This window comes from Streptococcus mutans, assembly GCF_006739205.1.
Taxonomy (GTDB): Bacteria; Bacillota; Bacilli; order Lactobacillales; family Streptococcaceae; genus Streptococcus; species Streptococcus mutans.
Genome location: NZ_AP019720.1, coordinates 1 through 24283 on the forward strand (window position 1 = coordinate 1; position 24283 = coordinate 24283).

Sequence of the window (24283 nt, forward strand, 5' to 3'; positions counted from 1 at the left end):
ATGACAGAAAATGAACAAATTTTTTGGAATAGGGTTTTAGAACTTGCACAAAGTCAATTAAAGCAAGCGACATTTGATTTTTTCGTTTCAGATGCTAAATTATTGAAAGTTGAAGGAAATATTGCGACTATCCTTCTTGATGATATGAAAAAATTATTTTGGGAAAAAAATTTACAGCCTGTTGTTCTAACAGCTGGATTCGAGGTCTTTAATACAGAAATTTCAATTGAGTATGTTTTTGAAGAAACTCAATCCACATCAAACAGCCCACAAATTTCTCAGAATAAAACTGCAGAACTTGCAACAGAAACACTTCCTTTTGTGCAAAATGATCTTAATCCAAAATATAGTTTTGATAACTTTGTGATTGGTGATGAAAATCGTTGGGCTTTTACAGCATCCGTTTCTGTTGCAGACCTTCCTGGAACAACCTATAATCCTCTCTTTATTTATGGAGGACCCGGTTTAGGAAAGACCCACCTTCTAAATGCCATTGGTAACTCTGTTTTAGCAAGCAATCCTAAAGCTCGTATAAAATATATTTCTGCCGAAAATTTTATTAATGAATTTGTTGTCCACATTAGACTACAAAATATGGATGAGCTAAAGAAGAAATTTCGAAATTTAGATTTACTATTAATTGATGATATTCAATCTTTAGCCAAGAAAAGTTTAGCTGCCACTCAAGAAGAATTTTTCAACACCTTTAATGCTTTACATGATAATAATAAGCAGATTGTCCTTACCAGTGATCGAACACCAGATGACCTTAACGATCTTGAGCAACGTTTGGTAACACGTTTTAAATGGGGGTTAACTGTTAACATTACACCTCCTGACTTTGAAACACGAGTAGCTATTTTAAACAATAAAATTCAAGAATATAATTATAGTTTTCTCTCTGAAACAATTGAATACTTAGCTGGACAGTTCGACTCCAACGTCCGTGATCTAGAAGGTGCCCTAAAAGATATCAGTCTTGTGGCTAATTTTAAAAAACTTGATGTTATTACTGTTGAAGTTGCAGCAGAAGCTATCAGGGCAAGAAAGCAAGATAGCAGTCCTAAGATGATTGTTATCCCTATTGAAGATATCCAAAAACAGGTTGGAAAATTTTATGGCGTAACTGTTAAAGAAATCAAATCAACCAAGAGAACACAAAACATTGTTTTAGCACGCCAAGTTGGCATGTATTTAGCACGTGAAATGACAGATAACAGTCTTCCAAAAATCGGAAAGGAATTTGGAGGGCGAGATCATTCAACCGTTCTACATGCCTATAATAAAATCAAAAATATGTTAGCACAGGATGACAGTCTAAAAATAGAAATGGAAACGATTAAAAATAAGATAAAATAAATCCTGTGTATAAGATAAAGAAAACGTATTATTTATCCACAAGTTGTGAACAATCTTTAAGACTGATGAAATATAAGATTGTTATACTTATCCTCACTATACACAAAACCTACTACCACTACTAACTTATTACTTATAAAATAAAGGAGTTTTCTATGATAAAATTTTCAATTAATAAAGTTTTTTTCTTACAAGCCTTAAATGCTACCAAGCGAGCTATTAGTTCTAAAAATGCTATTCCTATTCTTTCTAGTTTAAAAATTGAAGTGAATTCTCAGTCCATTACTTTAACAGGCTCTAATGGACAAATTTCTATTGAAAATACGATTTCAGCTGAAGAAGAAAATGCTGGACTATTGGTTACTTCTTCAGGAGCTATCTTACTTGAAGCTAATTTCTTTATTAATATTGTTTCAAGCCTACCTGATATCACTTTAGATTTTGAAGAAATTGAACAACATCAAGTTGTTTTAAATAGTGGAAAATCAGAAATCACACTTAAAGGTAAAGATGTGGAACAATATCCTCGTTTGCAGGAAGTTGGAACAAATAATCCTTTAATTTTAGAAACAAAATTGTTAAAAACAATTATTTCTGAGACAGCTTTTGCTGCTAGTACCCAAGAAAGTCGACCAATTTTAACAGGTGTCCATTTGGTATTGACAAATCATAAAGAGTTTAAAGCTGTTGCTACAGACTCTCATCGCATGAGTCAAAGAAAATTAACTCTTGACCATTCATCAGATGATTTTGATGTCGTCATTCCAAGCCGTTCTTTACGTGAATTTGCAGCTGTATTTACAGATGATATTGAATCTGTTGAGGTATTTTTCTCTAACAGTCAAATCCTCTTTAGAAGTGAATATATTAGCTTCTATACGCGCCTGTTAGAAGGAAATTATCCTGATACTGATCGCTTGTTGGGCAATAACTTTGAAACAGAAGTTGTCTTCAATACTAATGCTCTTCGTTATGCTATGGAGCGTGCTCATTTAATCTCAAATGCTACCCAAAATGGTACTGTTAAATTGGAGATTATCAACAATCAAGTAACAGCACATGTTAATTCACCTGAGGTTGGAAAAGTCAATGAAGAACTTGATATTGAAAGCTTATCAGGAAATGATTTAACAATAAGCTTTAACCCAACTTACTTGATCGAAGCTTTAAAAGCTCTTAAAAGTGAGACTGTCACAATTCGTTTTATTTCCCCAATTCGCCCTTTCACTTTAACACCGAGTGATAACAGTGAAAACTTCATTCAATTGATTACACCTGTTCGCACAAACTAAAATGACGCCTATTATAGGCGTTGTTTTTTGTCAATATGATATAATGACCTATATGCTCTATATTTTTAGTAAATCCCAATTCAAGGGACAAAAACACTCTAAAAAAACAACATTAATTAAAGAAACTTATCCACAGTTTAAGGCAAAAATTGTATAGGACAATTAACTGTTTCAAAAATAGTTATAGTATAATTGATGGAAAAGTGCTTAAACTTTCAACTGAAAAGTTTAGCTGCTATCAAAGAAAAGTTTATCTGTAAAAAGGAGAATCAATGTACGAATTAGGATCTTTAGTTGAAATGAAAAAGCCCCATGCCTGCACCATTAAGACGACAGGTAAAAAAGCCAATTGTTGGGAGGTCGTACGTATCGGTGCTGACATCAAAATCAAATGCACCAACTGTGATCATGTGGTCATGATGAGCCGCCATGATTTTGAACGTAAGATAAAAAAGGTTTTATAAAAGACTTATGTAGCTGAAAAATTGTTAAATCAGTATTTTTAATAGAAAAGGTAAGTGCTGGTTCAGTATTATTGAATTTTATATTAAGCTTGTTAATTGACAAGCTTTTTCTTATCTTTTCTGCTATAATATTAATGATTGAATAAAATATTGGAGATTTTAAATGGCTTTAACAGCAGGTATCGTTGGTTTGCCTAATGTTGGAAAATCAACGCTTTTTAATGCAATAACAAAGGCAGGAGCAGAAGCTGCCAACTATCCTTTTGCAACGATTGATCCTAATGTGGGTATGGTTGAAGTACCAGATATACGTTTACAGAAGTTGACAGAACTTATTGTACCTAAAAAGACTGTGCCAACAACGTTTGAGTTCACAGATATTGCAGGTATTGTCAAGGGAGCGTCAAAGGGTGAAGGTCTTGGAAATAAATTTTTAGCTAATATTCGTGAAGTAGATGCTATTGTTCATGTTGTACGTGCTTTCAATGATGAAAATGTTATGCGTGAACAAGGACGTGAATCTGATTTTGTTGATCCAATAGCCGATATTGAAACCATTAATTTAGAATTAATTTTGGCAGATCTTGAGTCTATTAATAAGCGCTATGCGCGTGTAGAAAAAATTGCACGTACGCAAAAAGATAAGGATTCTGTAGCCGAGTTTAACATTCTTCAAAAGATAAAACCTGTTCTTGAAGATGGAAAGTCAGCACGTACCATTGATTTTACAGAAGATGAAGCAAAAATTGTCAAAGGCTTGTTCTTATTGACAACTAAACCAGTGCTTTATGTAGCCAATGTTGATGAAGATAAAGTAGCTGATCCAGATAGTATTGATTATGTTCAACAAATCCGTGAATTTGCAGCAACGGAAAATGCTGAAGTTGTTGTTATTTCAGCGCGTGCTGAAGAAGAAATTTCTGAACTTGATGATGAAGATAGAGCAGAGTTTTTAGAAGCAATGGGCTTAAATGAATCAGGCGTTGATAAATTGACACGGGCAGCTTATCATTTGTTGGGTCTTGGAACTTACTTTACAGCTGGTGAAAAAGAAGTGCGTGCTTGGACCTTTAAACGTGGAATCAAAGCACCACAAGCTGCAGGAATTATCCATTCAGATTTTGAAAAAGGCTTCATCCGTGCTGTAACCATGTCTTATGATGATCTTATAAAATATGGCTCTGAAAAAGCTGTAAAAGAAGCAGGTCGCCTACGTGAAGAAGGTAAAGATTATATTGTTCAAGATGGTGATATTATGGAATTCCGATTCAATGTTTAAGGAAATTAAAGAACAATAACAAAAAAGAGGCTGGGACAAAAGTTCGGGCTTCTTAATCTTTACAAATTCATTTTGGAAAGGAAATCATGACTAAATTAATTGTTGGCCTTGGAAATCCAGGCAGTAAATACCATGAAACGAAACATAATGTTGGCTTTATGGCTCTTGACAGAATTGTCAAGCCTTTGAATGTTCAGTTTACAGAAAATAAAACATTTAAAGCAGAAACAGTAGCGACTTTTATTAATGGTGAAAAAATTTATTTTATTAAACCAACTACATTTATGAATGCCAGTGGTTTAGCTGTCAGAGCTTTTCTAGCTTATTATAATTTAACTGTGGAAGATCTAATTGTTATTTATGATGATCTTGATATGGAAGTAGGAAAAATACGTTTTCGTCAAAAAGGCTCTGCTGGTGGACATAATGGTATAAAAAGCATTATCAAGGAAATTGGGACTCAGGAATTTGATCGTATCAAGATTGGTATTGGCCGTCCAAAGGATAAGATGACAGTCGTTAACTATGTTTTAGGAAAATTTGATAAAAAAGATGAAATAACTATTTTTAACACACTTGATAAAGTTGACAAAGCTGTCAATTACTATTTACAAACGAAAAATTTTGAACAAACAATGCAAAAATTTAATGGGTAAGATGAATTTAATAGATTTATTTAAACAAAATCAAAAAATTAAAGAGTGGACAGAACATCTCTCTGCTCCTACTAGACAATTAGTAATGGGATTTTCAAGCTCTAGTAAAGCTTTGGCAATAGCAGCTGCTTATAAGCAGCAAAAGGGAAAGATAGTAATTGTGACGTCAACTCAAAATGAGGCTGAAAAACTTGCAACTGATTTAATTAGCTTAATTGGTGAGGAAGAAGTTTATCAATTTTTCGCTGATGATGTTGCAGCAGCAGAGTTTATTTTTGCATCGCAAGATAAAACAAATTCTCGTGTAGAAAGCCTTAATTTTCTTTTAGATAAAGAAAAATCAGGAATTTTAATGACAAGTATTGTTGGTATAAGGATTTTACTTCCAAGTCCCCAAAATTACCAAGCAGCTCAATTTAAATTAAAAGTTGGTGAAGAATATAATCTTGACAATATTATCAAGCAACTGTCAAATATTGGTTATCAAAAAGTAGCACAAGTTTATAATCCTGGAGAATTTAGTAAAAGAGGGGATATTTTAGATATTTATGAAATCAATCAGCCCTATCCTTATCGTCTTGAATTTTTTGGAGATGAAATAGACGGCATTCGCACTTTTGATCCTGATGATCAAAAATCCCTTAGTAATCTGGATTCTTTTATTTTGATCCCATCTGATGATATCATCCTGACAGATAGTGATTTTGATCAAGCCTGTTATAATTTAGAAAAAGCACTTATTACTGCAAATGATAGTTTACAACCTTATTTAAAAGAGGTTTTATCTGTTACGAAAGATCATTACCGTCATCAAGATGTTAGAAAGTTTTTATCCTTTTTCTATCAAAAAGAATGGACTCTTTTAAATTATCTACCTGAACAAACACCACTATTTTTTGATGATTTTCAAAGAATTATTGATCGGAATAGTCGTTTTGATTTGGATATTGCTAACCTTTTGATAGAAGATTTACAAAATAGTAAAGCAGTGTCAAGTTTATCTTATTTTGCTAATAATTACAAAGATTTAAGACACTATCAACCTGCGACCTTTTTTTCTAATTTTCATAAAGGTTTAGGAAATCTTAAATTTGATTATCTCTATAACTTTACACAGTATCCAATGCAGGAATTTTTTAATCAATTTCCTTTATTAATTGATGAAATTAGACGTTATCAAAAATCTGAGATGACTGTTCTTTTACAAACAGATTCACAGCAGAGTCAAGGACATTTACAAAAAGCTTTACAGGGATATAATTTCAATTTACCAATTAGTCAAGTTGATAATCTGTTAAAAAAGCAAGCTCAGTTAACAATTGGAAATCTTTCAACTGGTTTTTATTTTGCTGATGAAAAGCTTGTCTTAATCACTGAAAGAGAAATTTTTCATAAAAAAGTAAAGCATAAACGTCGTCGTTCATATATTAGTAATGCTGAGCGTCTTAAGGATTACAATGAATTAGAAAAGGGAGACTATGTTGTTCATAATGTGCATGGCATAGGACGTTTTTTAGGGATTGAAACGATTGAAGTGTCAGGTGTTCACCGAGATTATTTAACCATTCAATATCAAAATGCTGATCGTATTTCCATTCCTATTGAACAAATTGAACTCCTTTCGAAATATGTTGCTAGTGATGGTAAAGAGCCAAAGATCAATAAGCTTAACGATGGCCGTTTTCAAAGGATTAAACAAAAGGTATCAAAACAAGTTGAAGATATAGCTGATGATCTTTTAAAACTTTATGCTGAACGCAGTCAATTAAAAGGTTTTGCTTTTTCTCCTGATGATAAAAATCAGGAAGAATTTGATAATGATTTTGCTTATGTTGAAACTGAAGATCAATTAAGATCCATTAAAGAAGTCAAAAAGGATATGGAAAAAGACCAACCAATGGATCGTCTTCTTGTTGGTGATGTTGGTTTTGGAAAAACGGAAGTAGCGATGAGAGCTGCTTTTAAAGCAGTTAATGATGATAAACAAGTTGCTGTTTTGGTGCCAACAACAGTTCTTGCTCAACAGCACTATAATACTTTTAAGGAGCGCTTTGAAAATTTTCCTGTCAATGTTGCCATGATGAGTCGTTTTAAAACCAAGACTGAACAGTCTGAAACGTTAACTAAATTAGCTAAGGGACAGGTTGATATCATTATTGGAACACATCGACTACTTTCTAAAGATGTTACGTTTAAAGATCTTGGTTTGCTTGTTATTGATGAAGAGCAACGATTCGGGGTTAAACACAAGGAAACATTGAAAGAATTAAAAACTAAGGTTGATGTCTTGACCTTGACAGCAACTCCTATTCCACGGACATTACATATGTCTATGCTTGGTATACGAGATTTATCAGTTATTGAAACACCTCCAAGTAATCGTTACCCTGTCCAGACTTATGTTATGGAAACAAATGCAAGTGTCATTCGTGAAGCTATTATGCGTGAAATTGATCGAGGTGGACAAATCTTTTATATTTACAACAGGGTTGACACAATTGACAAAAAAGTTGCTGAACTAAGAGAATTGATTCCAGAAGCCAACATTGGTTTTGTTCATGGAAAAATGAGCGAAATTCAACTTGAAAATACTTTACTAGACTTTATCAGTGGTGAATACGATCTCTTAGTAACTACAACAATCATTGAAACAGGTATTGATATTTCAAATGTTAATACTCTGTTTATTGAAAATGCTGATTACATGGGCTTGTCAACTTTGTATCAACTTCGGGGACGTGTTGGTCGATCAAATCGTATTGCTTATGCTTATCTTATGTATCATCCTGATAAGATTTTAACAGAAGTGTCAGAAAAACGTTTGGAAGCTATTAAAGGGTTTACAGAACTTGGTTCAGGTTTTAAAATTGCTATGAGAGATTTGTCTATTCGTGGTGCAGGAAATATTCTTGGTTCCTCTCAAAGTGGCTTCATTGATTCTGTAGGTTTTGAAATGTATTCACAGTTATTAGAAGAAGCAATTGCAGCAAAACAAGGTCAAAGAAAAACGCGTTCTAAGGGAAATGCTGAAATTAATTTACAAATTGATGCTTATTTACCAACGGATTATATTAGTGATGAGCGTCAGAAAATTGAAATTTATAAACGTATTCGAGAAATTGAAAGTAAAACAGACTATCAGGCTTTACAAGATGAACTGATTGATCGTTTTGGTGATTATCCAGATCAGGTTGCTTATCTGATAGAAATTGGTCTTTTAAAAGCTTATCTAGATGATGCCTTTGTAGAATCACTTGATCGTAAACAAAATTCAGTAGTAGTGTGTTTTGAAAAGATTTCATTAAAATTTTATCTAACCCAAGATTATTTTGAAGCTTTGTCTAAAACTAATTTAAAAGCTCGTATTAGTGAAAATAAAGGAAAAATTGAAATTGTTTTTGATGTGCGAGCTAAAAAGGAATATGAAATTTTAGAAGAATTAATTAAATTTGGAAAAATTTTGAAGAAACTAAAAGATAAGAAAAAGTAACAATTTATTAAATTACTTTTGAACTTTCTAACTGAGTAGAGGAAACTTATTTGTTGTGATATTTACTATTGTTTCTATCTTTTTATAAAGAAAAATGATAAAATAAAAAGGATAAACTGGAGTAATTAAATGAGATTAGATAAATATTTAAAGGTATCACGTATTATTAAACGTCGGTCTGTGGCCAAGGAAGTTGCTGATAGAGGACGAATTAAAGTAAATGGCATTCTGGCTAAAAGTTCAACAGACTTAAAAATAAATGACACCATTGAAATACGTTTTGGTAATAAATTATTGACTGTTCGTGTTTTAGAAATGAAAGATAGCACCAAAAAAGAAGATGCTGTAAAAATGTATGAAATAATAAGTGAGACGAGGATTGACTTAAATGGAGAAACCTAACATTGTTCAGCTTAATAACAAATACATTAATGATGAAAAAACTAAAAAACGTTATGAAGAAGAAGAAACCAAACGTCGCCACCGTTTTATTGGGTGGATTTTGATTTTTATTATTTTATTATTTATTTTACCGGCCTATAACCTTGTAGCTAGTTATATGAATTTGCAAAGTAAAAAAGAACAAATTGTAAAACTACAAAATCAACAGAAAAGATTAGATGCTAAAACAGATGCTGAGAAAAAATTTGCTGATCGTTTAAAAGATGATAATTATGTTGAGAAGTATGCACGTGCTAAATATTATTATTCAATAGATGGTGAAAATATTTACCCTGCTCCAAATTTATTACCTAAATAATGAAAAATTTAATTGAAACAGTTGAGAAATTTTTAACTTATTCTGATGAAAAATTAGAAGAATTAGCCAAAAAGAATCAAGCTTTACGAGAAGAAACATCTCGTCAAAAATCAAAATAGGAGGAAAAAATGAAAAAGCTATTAGCCATAATGTTAATGTTTGTTTTTTCTACTCCTATTTTTGTTATTAGCACAGAAAAAAAGCCTATAGCATTTTTTGATAAAATACCAACCAACCCGAATCTCTATCATGACGTTTCCAGCTTTTCAACTGCTGATTTAACTGGTAAGGTTCAAAAAATAAAACTTGGTTCTAAATTTAAAATTATGTCTCTTATTACCAATAAGGCAAAAACACCAGTCTTTAAGCTATCCAATGGTCGTTTCATTAGGGCAAGTCATGATAATGTTTATGAAGATATTGTTCTTCGACGAGAAAATGTTAAGGGAAGCTACTGGTTAAAAAAGACATTTACCGTTTATCAAACACCTTATGTTGCAGGAACAAAAATAGCTAATACCAAACTAACGAATTATAACAAGGTACATATTTCCCAAAAAGCTATTACTAAGCACGGTATCTATTTAAAAGCTGACGGCCAGGGTTGGATTAATGAAAAGGATTTAACTGTTCAAGATAACCGAATGGAAAAGGTACAAGCTTTACTGACTAGAAAGTATAATAAACCCAATTATTCTATTTATGTAAAACAGTTAAAAACGCGAAAAACAGCTGGAATAAATGAAGATAAATCAATGTATTCTGCTAGTGTAACTAAATTGCCAATTCTATATTTTATTGAAAAACAGATAAAGGATAGTAGGGTTAAACTAACTGATAAGTTTAAGTATATTGAACAAGTTAACCAGTTTAAAGGAGCTTATAAGGTAGAAGGTAGTGGTGAAATGCCTAAAAAAGCTGACAATAAATACTATACTGTTGATAGTCTTTTAAAAGCTGTTGCTCAGCATTCAGATAATGTTGCTAGTAATATTTTAGGTTACTATATTGCCCATCAGTACGATAAAACTTATCAAAAAACGGTTTTAAGGGTTGCAGATGTTAAGTGGAACATGGAAAGCCGTAATGTTTCCTCTAAAACAGCAGCAAATGTTATGGAAGCACTTTATTCCCAAAAGTGTCCTGTTATAAGCTACTTAACTTCAACAGAATTTGATAATACACGCATTTCACGTGATATTTCAGTTCCTGTAGCTCATAAAATTGGAGACGCTTACGATTATAAGCATGATGTTGCTATTATTTATGCTGACCAACCTTTTATCTTATCAATTTTTACAGATAAATCATCTTATGAAGACATATCAGCTATAGCTGATGATGTCTATGGTATTTTAAAATGACTTATGAAAAAGTGTTAAAGTATGTTCAAGAGAAAAAATTTTTTGAGACGCATTATAATATTCTAATAGCTGTATCAGGTGGGGTAGATTCGATGAATTTGCTGCACTTTTTGCATATTTACCAGAAAAAACTGCAAATTAGAATAGCTATAGCTCATGTGAATCACAAACAGAGACCACAAGCTGATGAAGAAGAAATTTATCTTAAAAATTGGGCACGAGACAATCATATTCCTTTTTATACTGCTGTTTTTAAGGGAATTTTTTCAGAAAAAAAGGCGCGTGATTTTCGTTATACTTTTTTCAAAAATATAATGAAAGAGCATGGATATACAGCTCTTGTTACGGCTCATCATGCTAATGATCAGGCTGAGACAGTCTTTTTACGTTTACTCAGAGGATCACGCTTACGATATTTGACTGGTATTAAAGAAATTCAGGAGTTTGGCAATGGCCAACTGATTCGTCCTTTTTTAAAATTTCACAAGAAGGAACTACCAAATATTTTCCATTTTGATGATGATTCAAATCAAGGAAATTCTTATCTTAGAAATAGAATCAGAAATCATTACTTGCCTATTTTGACACAGGAAAATCCTAAATTAAGTCAGCATTTAATCCAAATGAGTGAAGAAACAAATCTCCTTTTCAAGGCTTTTTCAGATTTAACCTCGCAATTAGATATTCAAGATTGTCAAATTTTTAGAAGTCAAAGTGAGGCAATACAGTACTTTTTATTGCAGAACTATCTAAGAAAATTTCCAAATTTAGAAGTCAGCAAAGCTCAATTTGATAATTTGCTTCATATTCTGAAAACAAAAGATTATTACTATGATTATTTAAAAAATAATTACTATTTGAAAAAAGACAAAAAAAGGTTCAAAATTTGTAAAATAGGTCCTGAGACGGATAGATTTGAAGGCGAAAAAGTATTAGAATATGGCAGTATGGTCAAATATGGTCAGTACATTTTCTCTTTTCAAGAGGGTTCAGATTCAAAAAAAGGAATCCCTGTAAAAAATGATTTTCCTATTATTATAAGACGCCGTAAGCCTGGGGACAAAATCAAATTAGGAAGTCATTCTAAAAAATTGCGACGTTTATTTATAGATGAAAAAATTCCTATTTTTAAACGTTCAAATGCTATTATTGTTGAACAAGATAGCGATATTATATTAATTCTTTTAGATGGAGTTACTTATTTGAGAAAAGGTTTTAAAGATGATATAATGAAAGGCAGACTGTATATTCAAAATAGAAATTGGTGAGAAATGCTTGAACAGAATATTAAGAAAGTTCTCTATTCTGAAGAGGAAATCATTGTTAAAACAAAAGAATTAGGTGCTCAGTTAACCAAAGATTATGCTGGTAAAAATCCGCTTTTAGTGGGTGTTTTAAAAGGTTCTGTCCCTTTTATGGCTGAGTTAATGAAACATATTGATACTCATATTGAGATTGATTTCATGGTCGTATCAAGTTACCATGGCGGAACCACGAGTAGTGGTGAAGTGAAGATTTTAAAAGATGTTGATACTAACATTGAAAATCGCGATGTTATCTTTATTGAAGACATTATTGATACAGGCCGAACCTTGAAATATCTACGTGATATGTTCAAGTATCGTCAAGCAAATTCTGTGAGGATTGCCACATTATTTGACAAACCAGAAGGTCGTGTTGTTGATATTGACGCGGATTATGTTTGTTATAAAGTGCCTAATGAATTTATTGTTGGTTTTGGATTAGATTATGCTGAAAACTATCGTAATCTTCCTTATGTAGGAGTCTTAAAAGAAGACGTTTATTCAAAATAAGAAAAAGGTTTTAATTAATATATGAAAAATAATCGAAATAATGGATTTGTTAGAAATTCTCTTGTTTATATCATATTGATTTTAGCTATTGTGACAGGTTTTCAATATTTTTTTAGAGGAACAGGTTCACAAAGTGAAAAAATTAGTTATACAACTCTCGTTAAACGCGTCAAATCGGGTGATATAAAATCAATTACTTACCAACCAAGTGGCAGTATCGTCCAAGTAACAGGTGATTACACAAAGTCTCGGGAAATTAAAACTAACAGTGACTTAGCTTTTTTCAACGGGACAACAACAAAAGTTAAAAAGTTTACCTCAATTGTCCTTCCTAATAGTACTTCTATTGAAAAAATTGAAAAATTAGCAGAAGATAAAGGAACTAAAATTTCTGTTAAACAAGAGAGTTCAAGCGGAGCTTGGATCTCCTTCTTAATGAGCTTCTTGCCAATTCTCATAATGATCTTCTTCTTCACTATGATGTTAAATCAAAGTGGCGGCGGTGCCCGTGGTGCCATGAGTTTTGGTAAAAATAAAGCTCGTTCTTCTTCTAAAAGTGATGTTAAGGTTCGATTCTCAGATGTTGCTGGTGCAGAAGAAGAAAAACAAGAACTTATTGAAGTTGTTGATTTTCTAAAAGATCCTAAACGTTATAAGGCTTTAGGTGCTCGTATTCCAGCCGGTGTTCTGCTTGAAGGCCCTCCAGGAACAGGAAAAACACTTCTTGCTAAAGCAGTAGCCGGTGAAGCTGGTGTTCCGTTCTTCTCTATTTCTGGTTCTGACTTTGTTGAAATGTTTGTTGGGGTTGGTGCTAGCCGCGTTCGTTCATTATTTGAAGATGCTAAGAAAGCAGAGCGTGCCATTATCTTTATTGATGAAATTGATGCGGTCGGTCGTCGCCGTGGCGCTGGTATGGGCGGCGGAAATGATGAACGCGAACAAACACTTAACCAACTGTTGATTGAAATGGATGGTTTTGAAGGTAATGAAAATATTATTGTTATTGCAGCAACCAACCGTAGTGATGTCTTGGATCCAGCCCTTCTTCGTCCAGGTCGTTTTGACCGTAAAGTTCTTGTTGGTCAACCAGATGTTAAAGGTCGTGAAGCGATTTTACGTGTTCATGCTAAAAACAAACCTCTAGCTAGTGATGTTAATCTAAAAGTTGTTGCGCAACAAACACCAGGTTTTGTAGGTGCTGATTTAGAAAATGTTCTGAATGAAGCTGCTCTTGTTGCTGCCCGTCGCAGTAAAAAAATTATTGATGCCAGTGATATTGATGAAGCAGAAGATCGCGTTATTGCAGGCCCGTCTAAGAAAGATAAGACTGTTTCTGAACATGAACGTCAGATGATTGCCTACCACGAAGCTGGACATACCATTGTAGGACTTGTTTTATCGAATGCACGAGTTGTTCATAAAGTTACTATTGTTCCTCGTGGTCGAGCTGGCGGTTACATGATTGCTCTTCCAAAAGAAGATCAAAATCTCTTATCAAAAAGTGATTTGAAGGAACAGTTAGCTGGACTGATGGGAGGACGTGTCGCAGAAGAAATTATCTTCAATGCTCAAACAACAGGTGCTTCAAATGACTTTGAACAAGCCACTCAATTGGCACGATCAATGGTAACAGAATATGGTATGAGTGAAAAGCTCGGTCCAGTTCAATATGAAGGTAATCATTCAATGATGCCAGGACAATTTGCATCAGAAAAGACTTATTCAGCACAAACAGCCCTTCTTATTGATGAAGAAGTTCGTGAACTTCTTAATGAAGCTCGCAATAAGGCAGCTGGAATTATCAATGATAATCGTGAAACGCATAAATTAATTGCAGAAGCGCTTCTTAAATATGAAACTTTGGATGCAGCGCAAATTAAATCTATTTATGAGACTGGTAAGATGCCTGAAAAATCAGAGGATTCAAAGGATGCACATGCGCTTTCTTATGATGAAATAAAAGAAAAAATGTCTGAAGATAATACTGATTAATGGGTCTTGTTAAAAACCAACCAATAAGGATTGGAATAGGAATATTAGAGCTTATCAAACACTCAGCTTAATATTTATTAACCATAGAGGGTTACCATTCATTGATTGGCATAACTAACAATATTAATAAGGGGATTTGGTTTTATACTATTATAAAACCAAATCCCCTTTAATTTTGTTGTAATTTATCGGATGTTATAGAAAGATAAAATTTTAAGATTCTAGGAGGGTTCCTTTTTTGACACAATCCACGCCCGTGTTTAATTAAGATTTGAAATTTTAAACTCAAATATTCCGAATGGTAGAAAGTTTCATTCAAGGTTTGAGTCGCTCGCCAATGCCAATAAAAGAAATAATCTTTAATTTGCAGGGTTTAAAAAAGTTTACCTACATTTTACACAATTTCCCAACTGTTTTTTGCCGTTTAAATTTACAGAGGTCTACTGACTATGGTAAACTAATAAGGCTGTTAATAAAGTTAGGAGAAATGATGACTATTTTCAGAAAGAAGAATACTAATTTAGATAAAACAGAAATGAAACGTCACTTTAAAGTAATTGATCTAATTTTTCTTGGATTAGGATCAATGGTTGGAACAGGAATTTTTACAATTACTGGTATTGGTGCAGCTAAGTATGCGGGTCCTGCTTTGATTATTTCAATTATTGTTTCGGCAATTGCCGTTGGAATTTCTGCACTTTTCTATGCTGAATTTACTTCTCGAATACCTGCAAATGGTGGAGCTTACAGCTACTTATATGCTACTTTGGGAGAATTTCCCGCTTGGTTAGCTGGTTGGTACATTATTATGGAATTTCTTACTGCAATTTCAAGTGTAGCATCTGGTTGGGGAAGTTATTTCAAGGGATTGTTATCAAGCTATGGTATTGAATTACCATCTTTGCTTAATGGTACTTTTAATCCAGCTAAAAATAATTACATTGACTTGCTTCCTGCCTTAGTCATTTTTTTAGTCACAGGAATCGTGTTATTAAATTCTAAAATTGCCTTACGCTTTAATAGTAGTTTAGTTGTAATGAAATTTTCTGCCTTAGCCCTTTTTATAATTATTGGATTGTTTTATATAAAACCTGAAAATTGGTCTAATTTTGCACCTTTTGGTTTTGGAAAAATTTATGGTGGACAAACTGGAATAATGGCTGGCGCTTCTTTGATGTTTTTTGCATTTTTGGGGTTTGAATCTATTTCAATGGCAGTGGATGAAGTTCAAAAACCACAAAAAAATATTCCCAAAGGTATTATTGCTTCTTTAACGATTGTTACCATTCTTTATGTTAGTGTTACTCTTGTATTAACTGGTATTGTTCATTATTCTAAATTAAATGTTGCCGATGCAGTTGCCTTTGCACTTCGTCAAGCGGGTTTGGTATGGGCAGCAAACTATATTTCAGTTGTTGCGATTCTGACTCTTATAACAGTTTGCATTTCTATGACTTTTGCTTTAGCTAGAACCGTTTATAGTATTAGTCGTGATGGATTATTGCCAAAACAACTCGGCATTGTTACCAAACATAGCAAGGTTCCGAAAAATGCTACTCTTCTTGTTGGTTTTGCTTCTATGATTTGTGCTGGAGTTTTTCCGCTTTCTAGCATTGCAGAATTTTTAAATATTTGTACCCTAGCTTATCTTATTATGTTGGCCATTGCTATTATCAAGCTCAGAAAAGATCAGGGACAACCTAAAATTGGAGAATTCAAAACACCATTTATCCCATTTTTACCTATTGTTTCTATAGTTATATGCTTATCTCTTATGAGTCAATATAAGTCTGTCACTTGGATTGCATTTGGAATCAGTACATCTATAGGTTTCTTAATTTACTTTGCATATGGCTATAGACATTCAACTATTTTCATAAAAAATAATCCAAAAATTAGATAGACCTTTTGGTAAATAGTCATAGGTAATGCCGAGTTTTCTGCTAGATTTGGTATTATTTTTAACCAAAAATGAAACCTTGTCTATCTCTTTACCAAATGATCTCAGTTAAAACAGAAAAAAAGCGAGAAAAGCTATTGACAAAGGGGGGAAGAGCTGGTAGAATAAAGAAGTTGTCTCAGAAAGAGGCAGAGCCCTTTGAAAACTGAACAAGAAGACGAACCAACCAAAGTGCAGGGTGACATAAAGAAATGTGACCTGTCAAAGAACGAAACATAAATCTGTCAGTGGACAGTAATGAGAAAGAACTCAAACGATTAAATGAGAGTTTGATCCTGGCTCAGGACGAACGCTGGCGGCGTGCCTAATACATGCAAGTGGGACGCAAGGGAACACACTGTGCTTGCACACCGTGTTTTCTTGAGTCGCGAACGGGTGAGTAACGCGTAGGTAACCTGCCTATTAGCGGGGGATAACTATTGGAAACGATAGCTAATACCGCATAATATTAATTATTGCATGATAATTGATTGAAAGATGCAAGCGCATCACTAGTAGATGGACCTGCGTTGTATTAGCTAGTTGGTAAGGTAAGAGCTTACCAAGGCGACGATACATAGCCGACCTGAGAGGGTGATCGGCCACACTGGGACTGAGACACGGCCCAGACTCCTACGGGAGGCAGCAGTAGGGAATCTTCGGCAATGGACGAAAGTCTGACCGAGCAACGCCGCGTGAGTGAAGAAGGTTTTCGGATCGTAAAGCTCTGTTGTAAGTCAAGAACGTGTGTGAGAGTGGAAAGTTCACACAGTGACGGTAGCTTACCAGAAAGGGACGGCTAACTACGTGCCAGCAGCCGCGGTAATACGTAGGTCCCGAGCGTTGTCCGGATTTATTGGGCGTAAAGGGAGCGCAGGCGGTCAGGAAAGTCTGGAGTAAAAGGCTATGGCTCAACCATAGTGTGCTCTGGAAACTGTCTGACTTGAGTGCAGAAGGGGAGAGTGGAATTCCATGTGTAGCGGTGAAATGCGTAGATATATGGAGGAACACCAGTGGCGAAAGCGGCTCTCTGGTCTGTCACTGACGCTGAGGCTCGAAAGCGTGGGTAGCGAACAGGATTAGATACCCTGGTAGTCCACGCCGTAAACGATGAGTGCTAGGTGTTAGGCCCTTTCCGGGGCTTAGTGCCGGAGCTAACGCAATAAGCACTCCGCCTGGGGAGTACGACCGCAAGGTTGAAACTCAAAGGAATTGACGGGGGCCCGCACAAGCGGTGGAGCATGTGGTTTAATTCGAAGCAACGCGAAGAACCTTACCAGGTCTTGACATCCCGATGCTATTCTTAGAGATAGGAAGTTACTTCGGTACATCGGAGACAGGTGGTGCATGGTTGTCGTCAGCTCGTGTCGTGAGATGTTGGGTTAAGTCCCGCAACGAGCGCAACCCTTATTGTTAGTTGCCATCATTAAGTTGGGCACTCTAGCGAGACTGCCGGTAATAAACCGGAGGAAGGTGGGGATGACGTCAAATCATCATGCCCCTTATGACCTGGGCTACACACGTGCTACAATGGTCGGTACAACGAGTTGCGAGCCGGTGACGGCAAGCTAATCTCTGAAAGCCGATCTCAGTTCGGATTGGAGGCTGCAACTCGCCTCCATGAAGTCGGAATCGCTAGTAATCGCGGATCAGCACGCCGCGGTGAATACGTTCCCGGGCCTTGTACACACCGCCCGTCACACCACGAGAGTTTGTAACACCCGAAGTCGGTGAGGTAACCTTTTAGGGGCCAGCCGCCTAAGGTGGGATGGATGATTGGGGTGAAGTCGTAACAAGGTAGCCGTATCGGAAGGTGCGGCTGGATCACCTCCTTTCTAAGGAAAAACGCAAAGCACATTAGGGGGAACTTCTTGTTTAGTTTTGAGAGGGTAAGTGGGGCCTTAGCTCAGCTGGGAGAGCGCCTGCTTTGCACGCAGGAGGTCAGCGGTTCGATCCCGCTAGGCTCCATTAAAACAGGATACTAACAGACGGTTCGCTTGCGAATACTTCTGTAGAAGATTATCTATTTTTCTAAGAAGTCAGTCTGGAGTTCAACTTCATATCTTGTTTAAGACAAGGAAGTCTATAAAATCCACTTAGGATATGTTAAGTATCCTAGAGATGGTTCATTGACAATTGAATAGCTAGTAAAAGCCCTATAGCGCAGCTATAGGGAAACAAAAAAGAAACCGAGACGCTGAAAAGCCAGAGAAACGAGAAATAAGGTTAAGTTAATAAGGGCGCACGGTGGATGCCTAGGCACTAGGAGCCGATGAAGGACGTGACGAACGACGACATGCTTTGGGGAGCTGTAAGTAAGCCTTGATCCAGAGATATCCGAATGGGGGAACCCAACAGGTAATGCCTGTTATCCATAACTGTTAAGGTTATGAGAAGGAAGACGCAGTGAACTGAAACATCTCAGTAGCTGCAGGAAGAGAAAGCAAGAGCGATTGCCTCAGTAGCGGCGAGCGAAGAGGCAGGAGGGCAAACCAGAGTGTTTACACTCTGGGGTTGTAGGACTGCGATAAAGCAGCCAAGGGAATAGAAGAAGACTCTGGGAAGAGTCGCCAGAGAGAGTAAGAGCCTCGTATTTGAAATTCACTTGATGCCAAGCAGGATCCTGAGTACGGCGGGACACGAGGAATCCCGTCGGAATCTGGGAGGCCCATCTCCCAACCCTAAATACTCCCTAGTGACCGATAGTGAACCAGTACCGTGAGGGAAAGGTGAAAAGCACCCCGGAAGGGGAGTGAAAGAGAACCTGAAACCGTGTGCTTACAAGAAGTTCGAGCCCGTTAATGGGTGAGAGCGTGCCTTTTGTAGAATGAACCGGCGAGTTACGTTTACGTGCGAGGTTAAGTTGAAGAGACGGAGCCGTAGGGAAACCGAGTCTGAAAAGGGCGGTTAAGTACGTAGATGTAGACCCGAAACCAAGTGACCTACCCATGAGCAGGTTGAAGGTGCGGTAAAACGCACTGGAGGACCGAACCAGGACACGTTGAAAAGTGTTTGGATGACTTGTGGGTAGCGGAGAAATTCCAAACGAACTTGGAGATAGCTGGTTCTCTCCGAAATAGCTTTAGGGCTAGCGTCGGTCGCGAGACTCTTGGAGGTAGAGCACTGTTTGATTGAGGGGTCCATCCCGGATTACCAATCTCAGATAAACTCCGAATGCCAACGAGTTAAGACCGGCAGTCAGACTGCGAGTGCTAAGATCCGTAGTCGAAAGGGAAACAGCCCAGACCACCAGCTAAGGTCCCCAAATAATTGTTAAGTGGAAAAGGATGTGGGGTTGCACAGACAACTAGGATGTTAGCTTAGAAGCAGCTATTCATTCAAAGAGTGCGTAATAGCTCACTAGTCGAGTGACCCTGCGCCGAAAATGTACCGGGGCTGAAACAATTTACCGAAGCTGTGGATCCCTTAGGGGATGGTAGGAGAGCGTTCTATGTGCGCAGAAGGTGTACCGCAAGGAGCGCTGGAGTGCATAGAAGTGAGAATGCCGGTATGAGTAGCGTAAGACAGGTGAGAATCCTGTCCACCGTAAGACTAAGGATTCCAGGGGAAGGCTCGTCCGCCCTGGGTTAGTCGGGACCTAAGGAGAGACCGATAGGTGTATCCGATGGGCAACAGGTTGATATTCCTGTACTAGAGTATTGAGTGAAGGAGGGACGCAGCAGGCTAACTAGAGCGTGCGATTGGAAGAGCACGTCCAAGCAGTGAGGTGAGGACTGAGTCAAATGCTTAGTTCTGCGCCACCAAGCTGTGACGGGGAGCGAAGTTTAGTAGCGAAGCTAGTGATGTCACTCTGCCAAGAAAAGCTTCTAGCGTTAATGAATACTCTACCCGTACCGCAAACCGACACAGGTAGTCGAGGCGAGTAGCCTCAGGTGAGCGAGCGAACTCTCGTTAAGGAACTCGGCAAAATGGCCCCGTAACTTCGGGAGAAGGGGCGCTGGCGATAAGTCAGCCGCAGTGAAAAGGCCCAAGCAACTGTTTATCAAAAACACAGCTCTCTGCGAAATCGCAAGATGAAGTATAGGGGGTGACGCCTGCCCGGTGCTGGAAGGTTAAGAGGAGCGCTTAGACGTTTGTCGAAGGTGTGAATTGAAGCCCCAGTAAACGGCGGCCGTAACTATAACGGTCCTAAGGTAGCGAAATTCCTTGTCGGGTAAGTTCCGACCCGCACGAAAGGCGTAATGATTTGGGCACTGTCTCAACGAGAGACTCGGTGAAATTTTAGTACCTGTGAAGATGCAGGTTACCCGCGACAGGACGGAAAGACCCCATGGAGCTTTACTGCAGTTTGATATTGCGTATCTGTTACACATGTACAGGATAGGTAGGAGCCAAGGAAGAGTGAACGCTAGTTTACTTGGAGGCGATGTTGGGATACTACCCTTGTGTGATGGCTACTCTAACCCGGTAGGTTGATCATCTACGGAGACAGTGTCTGACGGGCAGTTTGACTGGGGCGGTCGCCTCCTAAAGTGTAACGGAGGCGCCCAAAGGTTCCCTCAGACTGGTTGGAAATCAGTCGCAGAGTGTAAAGGTATAAGGGAGCTTGACTGCGAGACAGACAAGTCGAGCAGGGACGAAAGTCGGGCTTAGTGATCCGGTGGTACCGTATGGAAGGGCCATCGCTCAACGGATAAAAGCTACCCTGGGGATAACAGGCTTATCTCCCCCAAGAGTTCACATCGACGGGGAGGTTTGGCACCTCGATGTCGGCTCGTCGCATCCTGGGGCTGTAGTCGGTCCCAAGGGTTGGGCTGTTCGCCCATTAAAGCGGCACGCGAGCTGGGTTCAGAACGTCGTGAGACAGTTCGGTCCCTATCCGTCGCGGGCGAAGGAAATTTGAGAGGATCTGCTCCTAGTACGAGAGGACCAGAGTGGACTTACCGCTGGTGTACCAGTTGTTCTGCCAAGAGCATCGCTGGGTAGCTAAGTAGGGAGGGGATAAACGCTGAAAGCATCTAAGTGTGAAGCCCCCCTCAAGATGAGATTTCCCATAACGTTCAGTTAGTAAGAGCCCTGAGAGAAGAACAGGTAGATAGGTTGGGAGTGGAAGCGTTGTGAGACGTGAAGCGGACCAATACTAATCGCTCGAGGACTTATCCAAAAATAAGTGACTAAGGGCGTAAAATCCGCCTGAAAAATAGGAAATGGGTGCAGTGTTTGATGGACACCAGACCATTTCTCTTTTTTCCAAGGATTTAGCCCGAGTACCATTTTTTAAAGAAAGCAGGCGCAGCGTCGGTTTCAGTGGCTAGCTATTCAATCGTGAGTGAGCGATCACGCTTGTTAAGTGATGATAGCCTAGGGGAGACACCTGTACCCATGCCGAACACAGCAGTTAAGCCCTAGCACGCCTGAAGTAGTTGGGGGTTGCCCCCTGTGAGATAGGGTCATCGCTTAGCAAGAGGGAGTTTAGCTCAGTTGGGAGAGCATCTGCCTTACAAGCAGAGGGTCAGCGGTTCGAGCCCGTTAACTCCCATAACTAAGTAACTAAAGTGATTAGTTAGAGGTCCCGTGGTGTAGCGGTTATCACGTCGCCCTGTCACGGCGAAGATCGCGGGTTCGATTCCCGTCGGGACCGTCTTTTTCTGAAAAGAGAGGGATCATCGACTCGTTAGCTCAGTTGGTAGAGCATTTGACTTTTAATCAAAGGGTCACTGGTTCGAGCCCAGTACGGGTCATCAAGAGATGCGGGTGTGGCGGAATTGGCAGACGCACCAGATTTAGGATCTGGCGCTTAAGGGCGTGGGGGTTCAAGTCCCTTCACCCGCATATAGAGGAGATAGGCCGGCTTAGCTCAGTTGGTAGAGCATCTGATTTGTAATCAGAGGGTCGCGTGTTCAAGTCATGTAGCCGGCATTGCGAACGTAGTTCAGTGGTAGAACATCACCTTGCCAAGGTGGGGGTCGCGGGTTCGAATCCCGTCGTTCGCTTTAGGAGGCCGGGGTGGCGGAACTGGCAGACGCACAGGACTTAAAATCCTGCGAAGGGGAACCTTCGTACCGGTTCGATTCCGGTCCTCGGCATAAATAAGAAGGAGCACCCTTGGCTCAACTGGATAGAGTACCTGACTACGAATCAGGCGGTTGCAGGTTCGAATCCTGCAGGGTGCATGAGTGGGGTTAGTAAAGGACTAGCACACTTTAATGATGAGGAGAGGTTTTACGGGAAGTAGCTCAGCTTGGTAGAGTACTTGGTTTGGGACCAAGGGGTCGCAGGTTCGAATCCTGTCTTCCCGATTATTGGCGGTGTAGCTCAGCTGGCTAGAGCGTCCGGTTCATACCCGGGAGGTCGGGGGTTCGATCCCCTTCGCCGCTATAAATTAATTATGTGGGTGTTTTGGACCTTTAGCTCAGCTGGTTAGAGCACTCGGCTCATAACCGAGCGGTCGTAGGTTCGAGTCCTACAAGGTCCATATTATATCTCTGCGGAGGATTACCCAAGTCCGGCTGAAGGGAACGGTCTTGAAAACCGTCAGGCGTGTAAAAGCGTGCGTGGGTTCGAATCCCACATCCTCCTTTATAGACATATCGCGGGATGGAGCAGTTAGGTAGCTCGTCGGGCTCATAACCCGAAGGTCGTAGGTTCAAATCCTGCTCCCGCAATAAGAGGAAGGCTCGGTAGCTCAGTTGGTAGAGCAATGGATTGAAGCTCCATGTGTCGGCGGTTCGATTCCGTCTCGCGCCATTTTTAGCGGGTGTAGTTTAGTGGTAAAACTACAGCCTTCCAAGCTGTTGTCGCGAGTTCGATTCTCGTCACCCGCTTTTCTTTTATAAAAGATAAACCAAGCATAGGCTTGGGCGCGTAGCTCAGCTGGTTAGAGCGCACGCCTGATAAGCGTGAGGTCGGTGGTTCGAGTCCACTCGTGCCCATATATATTTGGAGAATTACTCAAGAGGCTGAAGAGGACGGTTTGCTAAATCGTTAGGTCGGGAAACCGGCGCGGGGGTTCGAATCCCCCATTCTCCGTAGTGAACGAGATTATCTATTGATATCTCGTTTTAATTATACGTTTGTGTGCGGGTGGGATGAGATGAAAAAAATGAGATTGTCACGTTTTATTGTTTTTGTTATCACGGTATTATTAACAATTTCAATAGGACTTTTTTTTATTTTCCAAGATTCTGTTATTATAAAATCGGTATCAAAGCCTGTTAATTTAGTTGTTTCTAGCGCTGATGAGATCGTACATTGGCCTTTTCAAGTAATTGATAATACTAAGCATTTGTTTAAAACTAATTCAGAAAATAAAACATTAAAGCGTAAGTTAGAAAAATTTGAGGGGCAAAAAGGTGATTTAGAGAGATTAAAAGAAGAAAACACAGCACTTCGTAAGACTTTAAAAATAAAAGAAAATTTCCCTGATCTAACTGTTTTGTCATCTAAAGTCATTGTTCGTTCCCCGGTTTCTTGGTTAGATATATTAACTATAGATTTAGGAAAAAATGATGGGGTGACAAAAAATATGTTAGTCCTTTCAAATGGTAATTTAGTGGGGAAAATTACTCAAGTTACTGCTACCTCTAGTTCTGTAAAACTGCTTTCCAATACTAAAAGCATTGATGAAATTCCAGTCAAAATTGCAACCCAAAAGGGGGATGTTTTTGGCATTTTAACACATTATGATCCTAAAACCAGTACTTTTGAAATTACTCAATTAACCTCCTCCTTAGATGTTAAGAAAGGGGATAGTGTTACAACAAGTGGCTTAGATGGACAAAGTGTTGAAGGTGTGTCTGTTGGTAAGGTTGTATCTGAAGAAAATAATTCAAACAATCTTTCTCGGAAAATTTTCGTTAAACCAGCGGTAGATTTATCTGATATCTCCCATGTAACTTTAGTAGGTGATTAAT

At 38.0% G+C, this 24283-nt stretch carries 15 protein-coding genes, 18 tRNA genes and 3 rRNA genes; all 36 read left to right on the forward strand.

The window, feature by feature from the left end; all coding sequences use genetic code 11:
- The 36 genes from dnaA (at position 1) to mreC (ending at position 24282) form a co-directional block, all read left to right on the forward strand.
- On the forward strand, positions 1–1359 hold the full coding sequence (gene dnaA, locus FNL60_RS00005; RefSeq protein WP_002262648.1) for a chromosomal replication initiator protein DnaA: 1359 nt from the start codon (positions 1–3) through the stop codon (positions 1357–1359).
- A 155-nt stretch (positions 1360–1514) separates the two neighbouring features.
- The gene (gene dnaN, locus FNL60_RS00010) at positions 1515–2651 is read left to right on the forward strand and encodes a DNA polymerase III subunit beta (protein WP_002262647.1); all 1137 of its coding nucleotides are present in this window, start codon (positions 1515–1517) and stop codon (positions 2649–2651) included.
- Between the two features lie 272 nt (positions 2652–2923).
- Positions 2924–3115, forward strand: coding sequence for a DUF951 domain-containing protein (locus FNL60_RS00015; RefSeq protein ID WP_002262646.1), 192 nt, complete (start codon positions 2924–2926; stop codon positions 3113–3115).
- A gap of 163 nt (positions 3116–3278) precedes the next feature.
- On the forward strand, positions 3279–4394 hold the full coding sequence (gene ychF / locus FNL60_RS00020; RefSeq protein ID WP_002264633.1) for a redox-regulated ATPase YchF: 1116 nt from the start codon (positions 3279–3281) through the stop codon (positions 4392–4394).
- Positions 4395–4480: 86 nt separating this feature from the next.
- Positions 4481–5050, forward strand: coding sequence for an aminoacyl-tRNA hydrolase (gene pth, locus FNL60_RS00025; protein WP_002262644.1), 570 nt, complete (start codon positions 4481–4483; stop codon positions 5048–5050).
- Complete coding sequence (gene mfd, locus FNL60_RS00030) at positions 5043–8540, forward strand: transcription-repair coupling factor (RefSeq protein WP_002280012.1); 3498 nt, start codon at positions 5043–5045, stop codon at positions 8538–8540. Before pth ends, mfd begins: the two co-directional genes overlap by 8 nt.
- 129 nt (positions 8541–8669) lie before the next feature.
- Positions 8670–8942 (forward strand): RNA-binding S4 domain-containing protein, encoded by a 273-nt coding sequence (locus FNL60_RS00035; RefSeq protein WP_002271741.1) that lies wholly within the window; start codon positions 8670–8672, stop codon positions 8940–8942.
- A complete protein-coding gene (locus FNL60_RS00040; RefSeq protein WP_002262641.1) occupies positions 8929–9300 on the forward strand; it encodes a septum formation initiator family protein in 372 nt (123 codons plus the stop codon). Before FNL60_RS00035 ends, FNL60_RS00040 begins: the two co-directional genes overlap by 14 nt.
- Entirely contained in the window at positions 9300–9419 is a 120-nt protein-coding gene (locus tag FNL60_RS00045; protein ID WP_002264629.1) for an SP_0009 family protein, read from the forward strand. Before FNL60_RS00040 ends, FNL60_RS00045 begins: the two co-directional genes overlap by 1 nt.
- 9 nt (positions 9420–9428) lie before the next feature.
- Positions 9429–10664 (forward strand): serine hydrolase, encoded by a 1236-nt coding sequence (locus FNL60_RS00050; RefSeq protein WP_002280011.1) that lies wholly within the window; start codon positions 9429–9431, stop codon positions 10662–10664.
- The gene (gene tilS, locus FNL60_RS00055; protein WP_002280010.1) at positions 10661–11932 is read left to right on the forward strand and encodes a tRNA lysidine(34) synthetase TilS; all 1272 of its coding nucleotides are present in this window, start codon (positions 10661–10663) and stop codon (positions 11930–11932) included. The genes FNL60_RS00050 and tilS overlap by 4 nt, the downstream gene beginning before the upstream one ends.
- Before the next feature lie 3 nt (positions 11933–11935).
- Positions 11936–12478, forward strand: coding sequence for a hypoxanthine phosphoribosyltransferase (gene hpt / locus FNL60_RS00060; protein ID WP_002262637.1), 543 nt, complete (start codon positions 11936–11938; stop codon positions 12476–12478).
- Between the two features lie 21 nt (positions 12479–12499).
- A complete protein-coding gene (gene ftsH / locus FNL60_RS00065; protein WP_002266494.1) occupies positions 12500–14470 on the forward strand; it encodes an ATP-dependent zinc metalloprotease FtsH in 1971 nt (656 codons plus the stop codon).
- 487 nt (positions 14471–14957) lie between these two features.
- Positions 14958–16373: an APC family permease gene (locus tag FNL60_RS00070; RefSeq protein WP_002262635.1), complete on the forward strand. Its 1416-nt coding sequence runs from the start codon at positions 14958–14960 to the stop codon at positions 16371–16373.
- Between the two features lie 314 nt (positions 16374–16687).
- Positions 16688–18244, forward strand: a 16S ribosomal RNA gene (locus tag FNL60_RS00080).
- Positions 18245–18304: 60 nt separating this feature from the next.
- Positions 18305–18377, forward strand: a tRNA-Ala gene (locus tag FNL60_RS00085).
- A 256-nt stretch (positions 18378–18633) separates the two neighbouring features.
- A 23S ribosomal RNA gene (locus FNL60_RS00090) occupies positions 18634–21534 on the forward strand.
- A 182-nt stretch (positions 21535–21716) separates the two neighbouring features.
- Positions 21717–21832, forward strand: a 5S ribosomal RNA gene (rrf, locus tag FNL60_RS00095).
- The 16S, 23S and 5S rRNA genes sit together here with 18 tRNA genes alongside, the layout of an rRNA operon.
- 4 nt (positions 21833–21836) lie before the next feature.
- Positions 21837–21909: transfer RNA gene (locus FNL60_RS00100), tRNA-Val, on the forward strand.
- Positions 21910–21938: 29 nt separating this feature from the next.
- Positions 21939–22011, forward strand: a tRNA-Asp gene (locus tag FNL60_RS00105).
- 27 nt (positions 22012–22038) lie between these two features.
- Positions 22039–22111: transfer RNA gene (locus tag FNL60_RS00110), tRNA-Lys, on the forward strand.
- 9 nt (positions 22112–22120) lie between these two features.
- Positions 22121–22202: transfer RNA gene (locus FNL60_RS00115), tRNA-Leu, on the forward strand.
- 14 nt (positions 22203–22216) lie between these two features.
- Positions 22217–22289, forward strand: a tRNA-Thr gene (locus FNL60_RS00120).
- 2 nt (positions 22290–22291) lie between these two features.
- Positions 22292–22363, forward strand: a tRNA-Gly gene (locus tag FNL60_RS00125).
- 7 nt (positions 22364–22370) lie between these two features.
- Positions 22371–22456 (forward strand) — tRNA-Leu (locus FNL60_RS00130).
- Between the two features lie 13 nt (positions 22457–22469).
- Positions 22470–22543: transfer RNA gene (locus FNL60_RS00135), tRNA-Arg, on the forward strand.
- Positions 22544–22595: 52 nt separating this feature from the next.
- Positions 22596–22669 (forward strand) — tRNA-Pro (locus FNL60_RS00140).
- Between the two features lie 5 nt (positions 22670–22674).
- Positions 22675–22748 (forward strand) — tRNA-Met (locus FNL60_RS00145).
- A gap of 23 nt (positions 22749–22771) precedes the next feature.
- Positions 22772–22845 (forward strand) — tRNA-Ile (locus tag FNL60_RS00150).
- Positions 22846–22859: 14 nt separating this feature from the next.
- Positions 22860–22949: transfer RNA gene (locus tag FNL60_RS00155), tRNA-Ser, on the forward strand.
- Between the two features lie 12 nt (positions 22950–22961).
- A tRNA-Met gene (locus tag FNL60_RS00160) sits at positions 22962–23035 on the forward strand.
- A gap of 9 nt (positions 23036–23044) precedes the next feature.
- A tRNA-Phe gene (locus tag FNL60_RS00165) sits at positions 23045–23117 on the forward strand.
- A 6-nt stretch (positions 23118–23123) separates the two neighbouring features.
- Positions 23124–23194, forward strand: a tRNA-Gly gene (locus FNL60_RS00170).
- Positions 23195–23228: 34 nt separating this feature from the next.
- A tRNA-Ile gene (locus FNL60_RS00175) sits at positions 23229–23302 on the forward strand.
- 9 nt (positions 23303–23311) lie between these two features.
- A tRNA-Ser gene (locus FNL60_RS00180) sits at positions 23312–23399 on the forward strand.
- Positions 23400–23463: 64 nt separating this feature from the next.
- Entirely contained in the window at positions 23464–24282 is an 819-nt protein-coding gene (gene mreC, locus FNL60_RS00185) for a rod shape-determining protein MreC (RefSeq protein WP_002263142.1), read from the forward strand.
- Position 24283 lies beyond the last annotated feature (1 nt).